Source organism: Halomonas salipaludis, assembly GCF_002286975.1.
Taxonomy (GTDB): Bacteria; Pseudomonadota; Gammaproteobacteria; order Pseudomonadales; family Halomonadaceae; genus Franzmannia; species Franzmannia salipaludis.
Genome location: NZ_NSKB01000006.1, coordinates 69789 through 83359 on the forward strand (window position 1 = coordinate 69789; position 13571 = coordinate 83359).

The 13571-nt window shown below is 52.7% G+C and carries 12 protein-coding genes; 8 read left to right on the forward strand and 4 right to left on the reverse strand.

Annotated elements, in window-relative coordinates; all coding sequences use genetic code 11:
- The first annotated feature begins 592 nt into the window (after nt 1-592).
- The 7 genes from ltrA to CK498_RS15975 all read left to right on the forward strand — a co-directional run bounded on the left by ltrA (nt 593) and on the right by CK498_RS15975 (nt 6623).
- Nucleotides 593-1795 carry a group II intron reverse transcriptase/maturase gene (ltrA, locus tag CK498_RS15950; protein ID WP_229359113.1) on the forward strand — a complete coding sequence of 401 codons (1203 nt, stop codon included), beginning with the start codon at nt 593-595 and terminating at the stop codon, nt 1793-1795.
- 130 nt (nt 1796-1925) lie between these two features.
- Nucleotides 1926-2246, forward strand: coding sequence for a hypothetical protein (locus tag CK498_RS25865; RefSeq protein WP_141246971.1), 321 nt, complete (start codon nt 1926-1928; stop codon nt 2244-2246).
- A gap of 593 nt (nt 2247-2839) precedes the next feature.
- Nucleotides 2840-3358: a GNAT family N-acetyltransferase gene (locus tag CK498_RS15955; RefSeq protein WP_229359114.1), complete on the forward strand. Its 519-nt coding sequence runs from the start codon at nt 2840-2842 to the stop codon at nt 3356-3358.
- Nucleotides 3359-3504: 146 nt separating this feature from the next.
- The gene (locus tag CK498_RS15960; protein WP_095621852.1) at nt 3505-4605 is read left to right on the forward strand and encodes an SLC13 family permease; all 1101 of its coding nucleotides are present in this window, start codon (nt 3505-3507) and stop codon (nt 4603-4605) included.
- A 41-nt stretch (nt 4606-4646) separates the two neighbouring features.
- On the forward strand, nt 4647-5093 hold the full coding sequence (locus CK498_RS15965; RefSeq protein WP_095621853.1) for a GNAT family N-acetyltransferase: 447 nt from the start codon (nt 4647-4649) through the stop codon (nt 5091-5093).
- A 65-nt stretch (nt 5094-5158) separates the two neighbouring features.
- Complete coding sequence (locus CK498_RS15970; protein ID WP_095621854.1) at nt 5159-5668, forward strand: hypothetical protein; 510 nt, start codon at nt 5159-5161, stop codon at nt 5666-5668.
- Between the two features lie 61 nt (nt 5669-5729).
- On the forward strand, nt 5730-6623 hold the full coding sequence (locus CK498_RS15975) for a dihydrodipicolinate synthase family protein (RefSeq protein WP_095621855.1): 894 nt from the start codon (nt 5730-5732) through the stop codon (nt 6621-6623).
- Between the two features lie 81 nt (nt 6624-6704).
- Here the strand turns inward: CK498_RS15975 and CK498_RS15980 are convergent, their stop codons facing one another.
- The 4 genes from CK498_RS15980 to CK498_RS15995 form a co-directional block, all read right to left on the reverse strand.
- Nucleotides 6705-8357 (reverse strand): fatty acid--CoA ligase, encoded by a 1653-nt coding sequence (locus tag CK498_RS15980; RefSeq protein WP_095621856.1) that lies wholly within the window; start codon nt 8355-8357, stop codon nt 6705-6707.
- A 103-nt stretch (nt 8358-8460) separates the two neighbouring features.
- Nucleotides 8461-9984 (reverse strand): BCCT family transporter, encoded by a 1524-nt coding sequence (locus CK498_RS15985; protein WP_095621857.1) that lies wholly within the window; start codon nt 9982-9984, stop codon nt 8461-8463.
- A 42-nt stretch (nt 9985-10026) separates the two neighbouring features.
- The gene (locus CK498_RS15990; protein ID WP_095621858.1) at nt 10027-11211 is read right to left on the reverse strand and encodes a M24 family metallopeptidase; all 1185 of its coding nucleotides are present in this window, start codon (nt 11209-11211) and stop codon (nt 10027-10029) included.
- Between the two features lie 5 nt (nt 11212-11216).
- Nucleotides 11217-12416, reverse strand: coding sequence for a M20 metallopeptidase family protein (locus tag CK498_RS15995; RefSeq protein ID WP_095621859.1), 1200 nt, complete (start codon nt 12414-12416; stop codon nt 11217-11219).
- Between the two features lie 229 nt (nt 12417-12645).
- Here CK498_RS15995 and CK498_RS16000 point away from each other — a divergent pair, with 229 nt between their 5' ends.
- The gene (locus CK498_RS16000; RefSeq protein ID WP_095621860.1) at nt 12646-13539 is read left to right on the forward strand and encodes a LysR family transcriptional regulator; all 894 of its coding nucleotides are present in this window, start codon (nt 12646-12648) and stop codon (nt 13537-13539) included.
- Nucleotides 13540-13571 lie beyond the last annotated feature (32 nt).

The window sequence follows — 13571 nt, forward strand, 5'->3', positions numbered from 1 at the left end:
ACGCCAACTACGCTGCGCTCGTGTGTCATGACGAAAGACTCCGGTCTTTCTTGCTGTACTCAAGATGAGGGAAGGCCCCTCGGTCTCGGTGACCAGACACTGGGACCAAACCGCCCTGTGCGGCTCGCATTAAGAGTGCGGGTCGTGAGCGACACGGGAAAAGGCAGCCGTGAGTTGTCAGGTAAGTGCCCAAGGAGATGAACGCAAGTGAACCGCCGATGAGGGGTCGAAATGGAGCTGGACGCTGTCAAAAACGGGGACCGAGCGTATCCCTGGGATCAGTTGCGACGTGAACTGGAACAACGGACGCAGCGGCAGCCGGTCTTGAGGCGGCATGACCTGGGTACAGGCTTGAGTATGGAACATGAGAACCTGTCGTCCTGATGTTAAGGGAGAAGCACAAGTGGCAACCCCACGAGGCGAGAGTACCGATGCAGGACACAGGGACGGATTGTCCCGTAGTAGTGTTGAAGCACCTGTAATGGGTGTGGAGCGAAGGGGACAAGTTATCCCGTCGGATTCAGGAGGCCAACCGGAATCCGGGAGGAGCCACCGGAACCTGACAAAACCATTTACCATCCCGAAGGGCCTGGTGTATCAGGCCTACAAACGGGTCCGGGCCAATAAGGGCTGCGCCGGTATTGATGATCAGAGTCTGCAAGACTTTGAGGTCGACCTTGGCAACAACCTGTATAAGGTTTGGAACCGTTTGTCCTCGGGCAGCTATCATCCACCACCGGTCATGCGCGTGGAGATTGAAAAGGCGGATGGGGGCACCCGCAGCCTTGGCATTCCGACGGTCGCTGACCGTATTGCGCAGATGGTGGTCAAGCTGCTGATTGAACCGGAACTGGAACAACACTTCCACCCAGATTCGTACGGCTACCGACCGGGGAAATCGGCGCATGATGCGCTGAAGCAAACCCAGGCTCGGTGTTGGAAGAAAGCTTGGGTGCTGGATATGGACATCCAGGGCTTCTTCGACAACATCGACCATGGCCTGTTAATGAAGGCGGTGGATCGGCATGTGACGGAAGACTGGCAGAAGCTGTACATCCGGCGCTGGCTAAGCGCTCCGGTTCAGTTTGCGGATGGTTCCGTTGAGGAACGCGACCGGGGCACGCCGCAAGGCGGTGTGATCAGCCCCTTACTGGCGAACCTGTTCCTGCATTACGTCTTTGATCGCTGGGTGGAGAAGCGCTGGGGTGGTATCCAATTTGAACGCTACGCGGACGATATTGTGTGCCACTGCGCCAGCGAGCGGGAAGCACAAGCACTGAAATCGGTCCTTGAAGCCCGATTCACAGCCTGTGGCTTGACCCTCCATCCCCGGAAGACAAAGATCGTGTATTGTAAGAGCGAGTACAACCGCCGGGACTACCCGGTGATCGCGTTTGATTTTCTGAGCTACACCTTCCGACCACGATTGATACGGAACCGGCAGGGACAGAAGAAAATCTACTTTACGGCGGCCATCAGCCAGAGTGCAGCGAAAGAGATCCGTAAGCAGATCAACGAGTGGCCCTGGAAATGGTGGCGACAGAAGGAACTCGGGCAGTTCATCCGATTCTGTCAGTCCCGCCTCCGAGGCTGGATGCAGTACTATGGCTTGTTTGGCCGCAGCTACATTCGGAATGTGTTATTTCATTTTGACTTGAGGCTGAGCCGGTGGGCCGTAGGGAAGTATCGGAAACTCAGGGGTCTGTTACAGGCTGCCCGGAGGGTGAACGGGCTGCGTCGGCGACGACCAGACCTGTTTGCGCATTGGGCAGGATCAAAGTTGATGGTTGGATAACAAGAGCCGTATGAATCGAGAGGTTCACGTACGGTTCTGTGAGAGGCTCTGGGGGAGGTTCCCAGGGCCTACTCGACCGTTGGCGCCCATTACCACTGGCGTTATAGCTCAGAACAGCATGGAGAAATAGATGATTGCCGAGAGCCTATTTAATCAAATAGCTGGTTACATGAAGGAGGCCGTAAGGACTCAGAGTTCAAGCTTGCTGGTCGATCAGGTTAACGCATTGAACCTCAATACAGAAGGCGAAGTTAACTATATGAACTTAAAGTGTTCATACATGGCAAAGGATGGCTCATCTATTGAATTTTCATTTCGTTCATATGATCCATCTGGGCCATTTAAAAACCTTCCTGATGTAAACAAAATCCATCTTCAGCTGCTGAAAAATGGAGATGTAGTATCTCAGGTTAGTGAGCGTTTTGATGACAATTCCATATATGGTGCGTGAAGCTATAGCAAGCCAGGCAGCGGAACATATTTTGCTTCGCTGTGTTCAAGACGCAAAATTTTCCCCCTGCTTGGGGTGTTGTGAGTTATTCTATGAATAGCGATCGTGATAAGATCGTAGTTGCATGGCTAAGGGGGAATCGACCCGCCGAAGCGGTTCCTGATCTACTTATTGTTTTGCTATGCGGCGTCGTCGTCGGAGGCTCCGTATGGTTGAGCTGGCTTGGCTCGTCGGTGGAGTGGGTGACCCGTTCCGGCTCCATAATAGCCTTGGCTGGTGCAATCCTAGAGTACAGGAATGCAAACTACCTCAAGATTGCTATGGAAGAATCAATTCGCTGGGCCTCCGGAGTTGGTGGACCCGTCATCTTTGAGTGGGCTTGGTATCGCCGCTTATCGAGGTATGTCGCGCATATACTAGTTGTAGCTGGCACACTTCTTTGGGGATACGGGGATGTATGGATTAGCTTATAATACGTCGCTCAACGTGACTGGGCTCTGGACTTCCCCCACTCTAGTGGACACGCATCGATAACTCCTGGACTTCCTCCGGTGCAGAGCTGAGCGTTATAATTTTTCGTTCGAGGCTATAGAATGATCGCAAGCAATGTAAAAACTTTCTTCCTAGAGATGAAATCTGTACATGAGCTAAACTCGAAACTACTTCCCGACACTCTATCCGTTGTGGAATGCGAGGAGCCACAGTATCAGTTGAATAGATTTTTATATCAGCTTGTTGGTGCCGATTGGGAATGGGGAGATCGCGATAGCTGGATTGATGATCAATGGCGGGAGCTAGTAGAAAGCGACTGTCATCGTACTTGGGTGGCCTATTACCGTGGGAGTATCGCTGGGTATTATGAGCTGTACCGGCCAGACGGAGTCAATACCGAGATCCTGTACTTTGGCTTGGCACCTGGTGCTATTGGTAAGGGCTTTGGTGGGCCGCTTTTGAGCCATGCCATCAAGTCTGCATGGGATTGGTCCGGTACCCAGAGAGTGTGGGTTCACACTTGTACGCTGGATCATCCGAATGCATTGGCTAACTATTTGGCGCGTGGTTTCAAGATGTATCGAGAAGAAGTAACGCCTACCGGCCAAGAAAGCGACTAAGGCTCGGTATCGTATGGCGGCCATATGCAGAAGGAGCGGGTGTTATCTCTGCGGTCATCTTGCATCCAAGGAGTGGTAGCGTGGCTTGGGCAGCGTTGATGGTATCCTTCGCAGGTTCGCTCCACGGCTAAAAGGCCCCCATTTCAATGTTCCGTCATGCCCTGTCCCGGGTGGTGCAAGATGTTCTCTTCATGGTGCTTCTGGCGGCGCTGGTGCCGCTGTGGTGGCTTTCCCCCGATGCGGGCTGGGCGCTGTATGAGCGGGTCGACTGGAAGACCGTGGGGGCCCTGGCGGGGCTGATGGTGCTGAGCCGGGGCCTGGAGGTGAGCGGTTACCTCAGCCTGGCGGGCAGTTGGCTGTTGCAGCGGGTGCGGGGGGAGCGCTTGCTGGCGGTCTATCTGATCCTGTTCTCTGCGGGCTTGTCTGCCGTTATCACCAATGATGTGGCGCTGTTCATCGTCGTGCCGCTTACCGTCAGCCTGCGCCGGGTCGCGGAGCTTCCCCTGGGGCGCTTGATCATCTTCGAGGCGCTGGCGGTCAATGCCGGCTCTGCGCTTAGCCCCATCGGCAATCCGCAGAATCTTTTCATGTGGCAGGCCTCTGGCGCGGGCTTCCTGGAGTTCACGGCGATGATGGCGCCCTTGGCTCTGGCGCTTACCGCCCTATTGATCGCCGCGGTACCGCTGGCGTTTCCCCGCCAGCGGATCTCGGTGTCCGGTGTGGCCGCCGCGGTGCCCCGGGACCGCCGGCTGTTCTGGGTCTCGCTGCTGCTGTATGTGCCTTTTCTGGTCATGGCTGACTGGGGCTATGCGGCCCTAGGGGCGGCCATGCTGATTGTGCTCTACCTGTTTTACCGGCGGCATCTGCTGTTGGGCGTGGATTGGCTGCTGCTGCTGGTGTTCGCGCTGATGTTCATCAACATGAGTCTCCTGTCGGGGTTGCCTGCGGTGCAGGGCATCACCCATCACCTGCTGCAGCTGCCGGGGGCGGTGTTTACCGCTGCGGTGCTGACCTCGCAGGTCATGTCCAACGTGCCCGCCGCTATCTTCCTGGCCTCGTTTACCGATGACTGGCAGGCCCTGGCGTGGGGAGTGACGGTGGGTGGGTTCGGTCTGGCGATTGGTTCGCTGGCCAATCTGATTGCCCTGCGCCTCGCCTATCAGCCTGGCCTGTGGCGCGAGTTCCATGTCTGGTCAGTACCGGTGCTGTTCGGTGGATGGCTGGTTGCGCTATTGCTGAGGCTGTAGAAATGCCTGGAGTCTGTTGGGGCCCCGATACCGAGGAAAACATGACGCTACGCGATGCCAGCGTCGATGACGTTGAGACCCTGTTCGATATCCGCTGCTCGGTCACCGAGAATCACCAGTCGCGCGAGGAACTGGCATCGCTCGGCATCACCGTCGAAAGCGTAGGGGCGATGGTGGCAAGCGGCGACTATGTGACCACTATCGCCGAGATCGGCGGCCAGCCAGTAGGGTTCTCGATGGCGCAGATCTCCGAGGGGTATGTCTTCGCCTGCTTTGTGCGGCCTGGGTTCCATGGTCAGGGCGTTGGTGGTGCGCTGATGGCGGCGGCGGAGGAGGGCTTGCGGCGAGCCGGGGTCAAGGAGGCATGGCTATCTACCGGGGAGGAGGAGCGCTTTCGTGCGCCTGGCTTCTATCGGCACCTGGGCTGGGTCGATAGCGGCCATCTTGACGATGGGCAGATACGGTTTACCAAGATTCTCGCCCCCTAAGTCACGTTGCGAAGTAAGCTGTGAACGCTTATCGAGAGAATAACCACATCAAGGACGAGCCACGGATGAAGAGACTACTTGCGGGAATCTTGCTGCTGCTGCTTCTGCTGCCCACCGCTGCGCTATCGGCAGAGCTTTGGGGGCCTACCTCCGCTGGTATGATGATTGACGAGGTCATGGGTGTCGTTGATGACGCTTACCGCATGGAGGAACAGGAGGAGAATCGCTTGGCGACCGGCGCAGTGGAAGCGGTGCGCCGAGATGATGCCGAGATGGCGGGTGAGACCTACACGCAGCGATTCTTCTTCCTCAACGGGCAGCTTACTCAAGTGACGATGAGGCTGAACGACACGCGTGACTTCGATTCCATGCTGGGTTTTGTAGAGTCGCTGACGGAAACAATGCGCGATCAGTATGGCAAGGAAGTCGACTCAGAGGTAAGGGCATCCGGGCCGATACGCCAAGCGACAGTGAGCTGGATCGACGGCAATCGCAGGATAAGCATCTTCCTGATGTCCCAGGGCCCGGACGATTCGTTGTTGAATGTGAACTACCAGGTATACGTTGGTGGCTGATTCCCGATAGGCGATACTGGCCGCCAACACACCTCACACCACTCACACTGGAGCACCCGTTATGTTCAGCGGCTTGAGCGCCTTTCCCCTGACGCCACTCAACGCCGGCGGTATCGACGAGCCGGCGTTCGTTCGCTTGATCGAGCGCCTGGTGGCCGCCAAGGTCGATTCGATTGGGGCGCTGGGCTCCACCGGTAACTACGCTTATCTGTCGATTGCCGAGCGCGGTCGCGTTGCGCGGCTGGCGGTGGAGCATGCCGCTGGGGTGCCGGTGATGGTGGGTATTGGCTCCGTGCGCACCCGCGACGTGCTGGCCCTGGCGGAAGAGGCCCAGCGGGCGGGGGCCAGCGCGGTGATGCTGGCGCCGGTCTCCTATCAGCGGCTGTCGGATAAAGAGGTGTACGGGCTGTTCGAGGACGTGACGCGGGCACTGTCGGTGCCGCTGTGCGTCTACGACAACCCGGGCACCACGCACTTCACCTTCAGCGATGAGCTACATGGTGAGATTGCCCGGTTGCCCAACGTCGCTTCGATCAAGATCCCCGGCGTGCCGAACGACACCATCGAGGCCAAGGTACGGGTCGAGCGGCTGCGCGCGCTGATTCCGTCGCACGTATCGATTGGCGTTAGCGGCGATGCGCTAGGCGCCATGGGGCTGAATGCCGGCTGTGAGGTGTGGTACTCGGCAATTGGCGGCACCTTCCCCGAGGCGATGCTGGCGATCACCCGCGCGGCCCAGGCCGGGAATGCCGACGAGTCGCTGCGCCTCTCCGCTCGGCTGCAGCCGCTGTGGCAGCTGTTTGGTGAGTATGGTGGCAGCCTGCGCGTGACGGCAGCCGCGGCAGAGCTACTTGGGCTAGTCGAGGCGCCGTGCCTGCCGCGGCCGCTCAAGGCGGTGGATGGCGAGGCGCGGGAGCGCCTGGCGGCGCTGGTTAACGAGCTAGCATTAAGCTAAGACGCGGGCAGCTTCTACTTCCCGCTGCTACTCCCCCTCCCTAGAGGGGGAGCCCTGAAGACGCAGTCGGAGCGCTAGAGTTCATAGTTCCCGTCGAATACGCTTCTTGTCTAGTTTCCCTACGCTGGTTTTGGGAATCTCGTCGACGAAGCGTACGAATGATGGAATCGCCCATTGGGTGATGCGGCCCTCGTCTACGAAGCGCTGCAGGAACGCCTGTATCTCTTCGGGCATGGGAGGATCGTTTAAATCACTGGCTCTAGCAAGCGCTGCGGGGCGCTCGCCCCACTTCTCATCGGGAATGCCGATTACGGCCACTTCAGAAACGCCAGGATGTTGGCCAACCAGGTTCTCGAGCTCAAGTGAAGAGACCCACTCTCCGCCGGTCTTGATCACGTCTTTGATGCGGTCTCGGATCTGCAGGAAACCGCGCTCGTCGAGTACTGCCATGTCGCCGGTGTGAAGCCAGCCGTTGCGCCATAGTTCCTTGCTGCGAGCCTCTTCCTTGTAATATCCCTGGGTAAGCCATGGGGCACGCACCCGTACTTCCCCGACGCTCTCGCCGTCGTGAGGTAGTGCAATGCCACCTTCATCGACCACCTCCAATTTTACCAGCGGGACGGCCATGCCTGCCTTGCTGCGCCAGGGCAGCTGGCTGTTGAAGTCGACCTCATTGATATCTTGGGGAAGAATGCTGGCGGTAAGCAATGGACAGGTTTCAGACATGCCGTAAGCGCTGCGTGTATCGATACCCAGCTCCCAAGCCTTTATTGCCAGTGACTGTGGTAGGGAACTACCGCCCACCAGTACTTTCCAACCGGTGAGATCGACACTCCCCGAGCTGATGGCCTCAGCGTCCACTACCATATTCAGCAGAGTGGGGACGCAGTGAGAGAAATCTACCTTCTCGTCGACGAGCAAGTTGACCAGGACATCCGGTTCATAGCGACCGGGATAAACCTGAGTGGCACCCAACAGTGTGGCGGTATATGGCACTCCCCATGCATGCACATGGAACATTGGCGTAATCGGCATATACACCTTGTCGCGATTGAGCAATTCGAACCCTGGTGACTGGAATGTACTCGCCTCACAAAGGGTATGGAGAACCAGTTGGCGATGAGAGAAGTACACGCCTTTGGGGTTGCCGGTCGTGCCGGTGGTGTAGAACAGCGTAGCCACCGCGTTTTCATCAAGAACAGGAAATTCGTAGTGGGCAGGGTGCTCGGCCAGCAGTTCTTCGTACTCACCAACAAGAGGGAGTACGGTCTCTCGCCTGCTGGGGGTATCCTGACATAGTAGGTACCCACGAATGCGTGGTAGCCGTTCAGCCAAAGGTTCGAGCAGTGGCAAGAAATCCTCGTGAATCAGTACGAAGTCGTCCTCAGCGTGCGCCATGGTGTAGTGGACCTGCTCTGGCGACAGGCGTACGTTCACCGTGTGCAGAACGGCACCTATCATGGGGATGGCGAAGAATGCCTCCAGATAGCGGTGGCTGTCCCAGTCAAGCATTGCGACCACATTGCCGGCCTGGACACCCTGAGCGGAGAGCAGGTGAGCGAGCTGGTGCACGCGTTCCCGAAACCGGCGATAGTCGTGGCGGTAGAGATTGCGGTAGACGATCTGGTTGTTACCTGCCATTCGCACGCCTGAGTCAAGCAGTTCACCGATTAACAGCGGCGAGTAGGATGCAGAGGGCGCTGCCTGTGGAATCTTCATTGTCTCTGTATTCATCTTATTCCTCGTGGTTATGCTTTCACTAGGAAGGTTTTAAGTTTTCAATAACCATCGTATGAGATGGTGGTCGATGACGGTCATTAGGCATAAATTTATGCCTTTATATTTTTCTGAGCTTTCTGTCGTCTTCGCTCACATTAGGGTCTTTGTGTAGTTTTCGCATAAATGAAAAGGCCATGAAAAATATGATGATAGTCAAAGGGAGTGCGGCAACGATGGAGGCCGACTGCAAGCCTGTTAGCCCACCCCGAGTTAATAAGACCCAGCAGCTTACGGAGATCAGGACTCCCCATACGGTACGTTTGTAGACCGATGGAGATTGTGACCCATCATCAGACATCTGAGCGACTATGTAGGTCGCTGAATCCAGAGATGTCACAAGGAAAAAGAATATAAGCAGCATGGTTATACTTGAAAGTATCAGGGAGTTTGGCATAGTCTCGAACATTTGGAAAATTGCGGATGTGATGTTGGACTGAACCAATTCGGAAAGCTCGCCATTACTGTTTGAGTCGATATATAGAGCAGAGCTACCCAGCACACCAATCCAAAGGCATGCGATGAGAGGGGGTACTAATAGTACGCCAAAAACGAACTCTCGGATCGTTCTACCCTTTGATATTCTTGCAATGAAGGTGCCTACGAACGGTGACCAAGCGATGATCCATGCCCAATAAAATATCGTCCACGAACTTGCCCAGGCGTTACTCGTATTAGGTGACGTACGAAGGCTCATACCAATAAAGTTCTGTGCGTAGTCTCCAATTCCTAGAGCAATGGAGTTGAGGATGAATGTCGTCGGTCCAGTTATGAGAATATAAGCCATAACTGCCAAGCAAATTGTCATGCATGCTAGAGATAGGTATTTTATGCCCTTGTCAAGCCCTGTGTAAGTGGAGAGCATATAGGCTATAAAAATAGCTGCCAATATGATGAGGTGTCGAGAAGCATTATCGGGCGTATTAATGATATCAGCAATACCACTATTAATCTGTAATACCCCGAGGCCTAATGATGTGGCGACGCCTATCACTGTAACTACTATGGCTATAATATCCAGCATGGTAAAGCGATTGGTTTTTATTGTCGATTTAGTCTCTAGGTCTGTAAATACAGAGGAGATAAGGCCTTTTCGACCTCGGTTGTACTGAAAATAAGCTATAATTAATCCTACAAGCGCTGATGCAGACCATTGATGTACTCCCCAGTTGAAAAAACTGTACTGGATTGCTAAGCGAGCGGCTTGTGTGGTTTTGCCTTCGGCATCATCAAATGGCGGATTGACATAATGAAACATCGGCTCCGCCATGCCATAAAACACTAAGCCAACGCCGAATCCTGCGGCTAGTAGCATACTCAACCATGTGCAAGTGCCATAGGCTGGGCCTGAATCCTCGCTGCCGAGCTTGATTTTACCATATCTAGATAGTGCCAGATAAAAGAGGAAGCATACAAAAGTAAATACTGAAATTAAATATAGCCACCCAAAATGGTTGCTTACTATCATTAATGTATCGCCGCTCAGGCCGCTAAGCTTTGCCGGAAGTGTGGCACCTAGCGCTGTTATTAAGATAACAATGGCGCAAGATGATAAAAATGTGATGTTTGTTTTTGGGTTTTCCATCATATGCTTCCTATGATTGTTTGTGTCATGTTCGACGATCTTTCACCTGATATATAATTCTTGGCTCATGTCGCATAATGTCTCCGCCCCTCGATCAGTGACTCGAAATGTCTCACTAACCTCGGCACCCCAGTGATTTTTCCAGATGCCGGCGATGAGATGAAAAGTCATATTTGGTACGAGGACCGTAGTGTCTTCGGGGCGAATGGAGGCAGTACGCTCCAGCCAAGAGGGCGGGAAGGCACATCCGACCGAATAGCCGAGACGGGATGTCTTCCCCAAGTTGTGTTTTATGTTGATTTTTTCCCAAACAGCATGAACCTCTGAGAGCGCCATGCCCGGCGATATGGATCTGAGCGTTGCCTGAACACCTTCGCTTGCATGCTTTGTTGCATCCGAAAGGTCTTTAGGCGGTGTTTTTCCAATATACACAGTGCGAGCTAACGGACAGTGATAGCGGAACCTAGCCCCTGATAGTTCAAGCGTAAGGTTCTGGTTGGGCATTAATGGCTCATCACTCCAGGTCAAATGCGGAGTGGCGCTTCTCCTGCCTGTGGGCATGACGGGAGGGTTTGCTGGATAATCACCACCATACTCTGAAGTACCTTTGATTTGGGCATGATAGACGTTGGCGATGACGTCGCTCTCTCGGACGCCAGCCGCTATCGCGTCGAGGCCTGCACGCATAGAAGATTCCGTAATCCTGGCTGCCTGCTTCATATAATCTATTTCACGGTCTGTCTTGATCATCCGCACAAAGTTTATCAACCTGCGCACTTCTGTAATTGGTTTTTTTAGACCTTTTATTAAAAAAGAGGTGTCAAAGTGGGTTGTCATACCGGCATCCACGTCGATTCCAACTTTTAATCGGGAAAGGCTGTGTTCGTTGAGCAGACTCAAGACCAGCTCAAAAGGATGGGAATGCTCGTTATCTACCATATAGTCTTGCCATCCAATAATGCTATCCTCAGACAGGTGTGTCCTGACTTTGGCTGCAAGTAGGTCTTGCTTTCTGATGACAAGTATTGGTTCAGTCCGGTAAATGGATATAATCATCGTTTGAGGCGTATAGTAAGATACAGCATCGTAGCCTGTGGTGTAGAAAATATTAGCGGGGTCTGAGTCCAGTAGTACTTCGATGCCTATTGAGTGCATCTCCTTCTTTATCGCATCCAGACGCTTTTCGTGTTCTTGCCTAGTGAAGGGAAGTGATACGGGAGAAGTCATATTGTTCACGATTCTGGTGCCTCGCTTAGTTTTTTCAAAATTTCTTCGGCTGTCGAGATGGTGAGTCTAAAGCCAGATAGCATGTCTTCATCAGCTATCCCAAACCTTGGGCTATGAAGCGGGTAAATGTTGCCCTGGTCAGGGTTGTAACATCCATAAAAGAAATATAGGCTTCGGCACCGTTGGGAATAAAACCCAAAATCATCACTGCCCATCAGCGGCTTTATCAGGTGTAACTTATCCTTTCCAAGCTGTTCCTCTGCTGTCTTTATGAAAGTTGATACGAGGTGTTCGTCATTTTGGATAGAAGGTTCCCCTTCATGTAAGCTAAAGCTCGATTTAGCACCATGAATCATCGCTACACCCTCGGCTAGCTGGGCAACCTTTTTTTGTATCTCTCTCCTGGCCTCTGGCGACCGAGTACGAATCGTGCCACGTAATTCAATATGGTCACATATTATATTCTCAGCGGTACCTCCGGAAATCATTCCAATGCTTATGACCGCACTTTCATCTGGGGCGGTCTGACGTGATACGATCCCTTGTAATAGTTGGATAAATGCTGATGCTATGAATATCGTGTCAGTTCCCTGATAGGGAAGCGCGCCATGGGCGCTCTTTCCTTGAAATATAAGGCTAAAGCTATCCGCTGCTGCGGTAACATAATCATGAACAACCCCGACTGTTCCGGATGGTATAGATGGAAAGGCATGAACGCCAATCATTGCATCTATGGCATCAACCCATCCTTCCCTAATCACATTGCGTCCGCCCAGTGGCTCAGACTCTTCGGAAGGTTGAAAAATGATTCGTATATTCCCGTTTAAATCTTTCTTGTTATTAAAGTAAACAGCAGCACCTGCTGCAATGGCTGTGTGAGTGTCATGACCGCAAGCGTGCATTACGCCTTTTACACAGGATGCGTAAGGAAGGTCGCTACGCTCTTCATCTATAGGTAACGCATCCATGTCACCACGGATCCCAATGGTGATTAATCGAGTTGTATTCTTGTTTTTGGCAAACACATCGACAATTAAGGCACCAGAGGGTGTTTCTGTTATATTGTCGATGCCTGCGTTATAAAGGAAATCTTTTATTCTGCGTCTGGTAGCATGCTCTTTTCCGGAAAGCTCTGGATGGGCATGAATAGAATGCCGTAACTCCACGATCTCGTTTTCTATTCCATGCAAGCTCTTGATAGACATTACTACCCTCTTTGCAAAAATATGGATTTATCTATAAAAGTCTTTTTGTTGTTTGTGGGTATTAAAGTCCACATGGGGGGACGTTGCAATGGAATATAATGACAACCCTGTTTGCAAATTTGAAAATGACAGCGTAAGTTGGAGTTGAGCTTGGTAAGCGATGCAGTTAATTTATGGAGCTTACCTCCTCTTGCCTTCCGGCCATGTATGTTTTTGGGATGCAAAGTAAATGAATGTTGACGCACTGGATTGGAATGACTTTCGGACTGTTTTAGCCATTGCTGAAACGGGAAGCCTGATGGGGGCGCAAAAGAAGCTCTCTGTAAGTCATGCAACTGTTTTCCGGAGGCTGAATGACATTGAGAAGCAGATGGGTGTCAGGCTCTTTGATAGGCACAATGGTGTTTATACTCCAACTGCAGCAGGTGTAGAGGTCGCTGCAACAGCCGGTCGTATCGAAAATGATGTTATCGACGTTGCTAGGCGGGTTGCAGGTGAAGATTACAGCCTCACTGGGTATATCAGGATGGCGACTACCGATTCTCTATTTAGCGGAATTCTCGCGCCAGCAATTGCTGACTTCATGCAGGAGTATCCTGGCATCCAAGTCGAAGTGGTTGTCTCAAATTTCTTACTTGACATCTCCAGACATGAAGCAGACGTGGCCATCTTTCCTAAGATGAATCCGCCGGAATCACTAATTGGACGAAAGGTAGGTGCCATCCGGCAAGCGGTTTATGTTAGAAGTGATCTTTACTCTCCTGATACATCCTTAAGTGATATGCCATGGGTGGCTACCGACAAAGCATCACTCTATCAATTATTGGATAAATGGATGGATGGAAACGGTTTTAGTGATAAATGTAATTTTCGCGTGAATTCAATCAATGGAATGTTGGCAGCAATTCGTGGCGGTGTTGGGGTAGGAGTGCTTCCATGCTATCTGGCTAATACGGATTCAAGTCTCGTTCAGTGGGGAGAGGTAATCGATGAAATGAGTTCTGACTTATGGATTCTAACCCATCGTGATTATAGGAATGTTAGTAGAGTGAGGGCTTTTTTAGAGTACTTCTCTAATTGCTTGAGACCGGTTTTTCGGTATGAGGCACCGACTCAGGAGTAGTCAGGTAGTATATTTCTATATAAAAGACAACG

Coding starts and splice junctions, on each gene's coding strand:
- CK498_RS25865 (WP_141246971.1), top strand. CDS start 1,926: ATGATTGCCGAGAGCCTATTTAATCAAATAGCTGGTTACATGAAGGAG.
- CK498_RS15955 (WP_229359114.1), top strand. CDS start 2,840: ATGATCGCAAGCAATGTAAAAACTTTCTTCCTAGAGATGAAATCTGTA.
- CK498_RS15960 (WP_095621852.1), top strand. CDS start 3,505: ATGTTCCGTCATGCCCTGTCCCGGGTGGTGCAAGATGTTCTCTTCATG.
- CK498_RS15965 (WP_095621853.1), top strand. CDS start 4,647: ATGACGCTACGCGATGCCAGCGTCGATGACGTTGAGACCCTGTTCGAT.
- CK498_RS15970 (WP_095621854.1), top strand. CDS start 5,159: ATGAAGAGACTACTTGCGGGAATCTTGCTGCTGCTGCTTCTGCTGCCC.
- CK498_RS15975 (WP_095621855.1), top strand. CDS start 5,730: ATGTTCAGCGGCTTGAGCGCCTTTCCCCTGACGCCACTCAACGCCGGC.
- CK498_RS15980 (WP_095621856.1), bottom strand. CDS start 8,357: ATGAATACAGAGACAATGAAGATTCCACAGGCAGCGCCCTCTGCATCC.
- CK498_RS15985 (WP_095621857.1), bottom strand. CDS start 9,984: ATGGAAAACCCAAAAACAAACATCACATTTTTATCATCTTGCGCCATT.
- CK498_RS15990 (WP_095621858.1), bottom strand. CDS start 11,211: ATGACTTCTCCCGTATCACTTCCCTTCACTAGGCAAGAACACGAAAAG.
- CK498_RS15995 (WP_095621859.1), bottom strand. CDS start 12,416: ATGTCTATCAAGAGCTTGCATGGAATAGAAAACGAGATCGTGGAGTTA.
- CK498_RS16000 (WP_095621860.1), top strand. CDS start 12,646: ATGAATGTTGACGCACTGGATTGGAATGACTTTCGGACTGTTTTAGCC.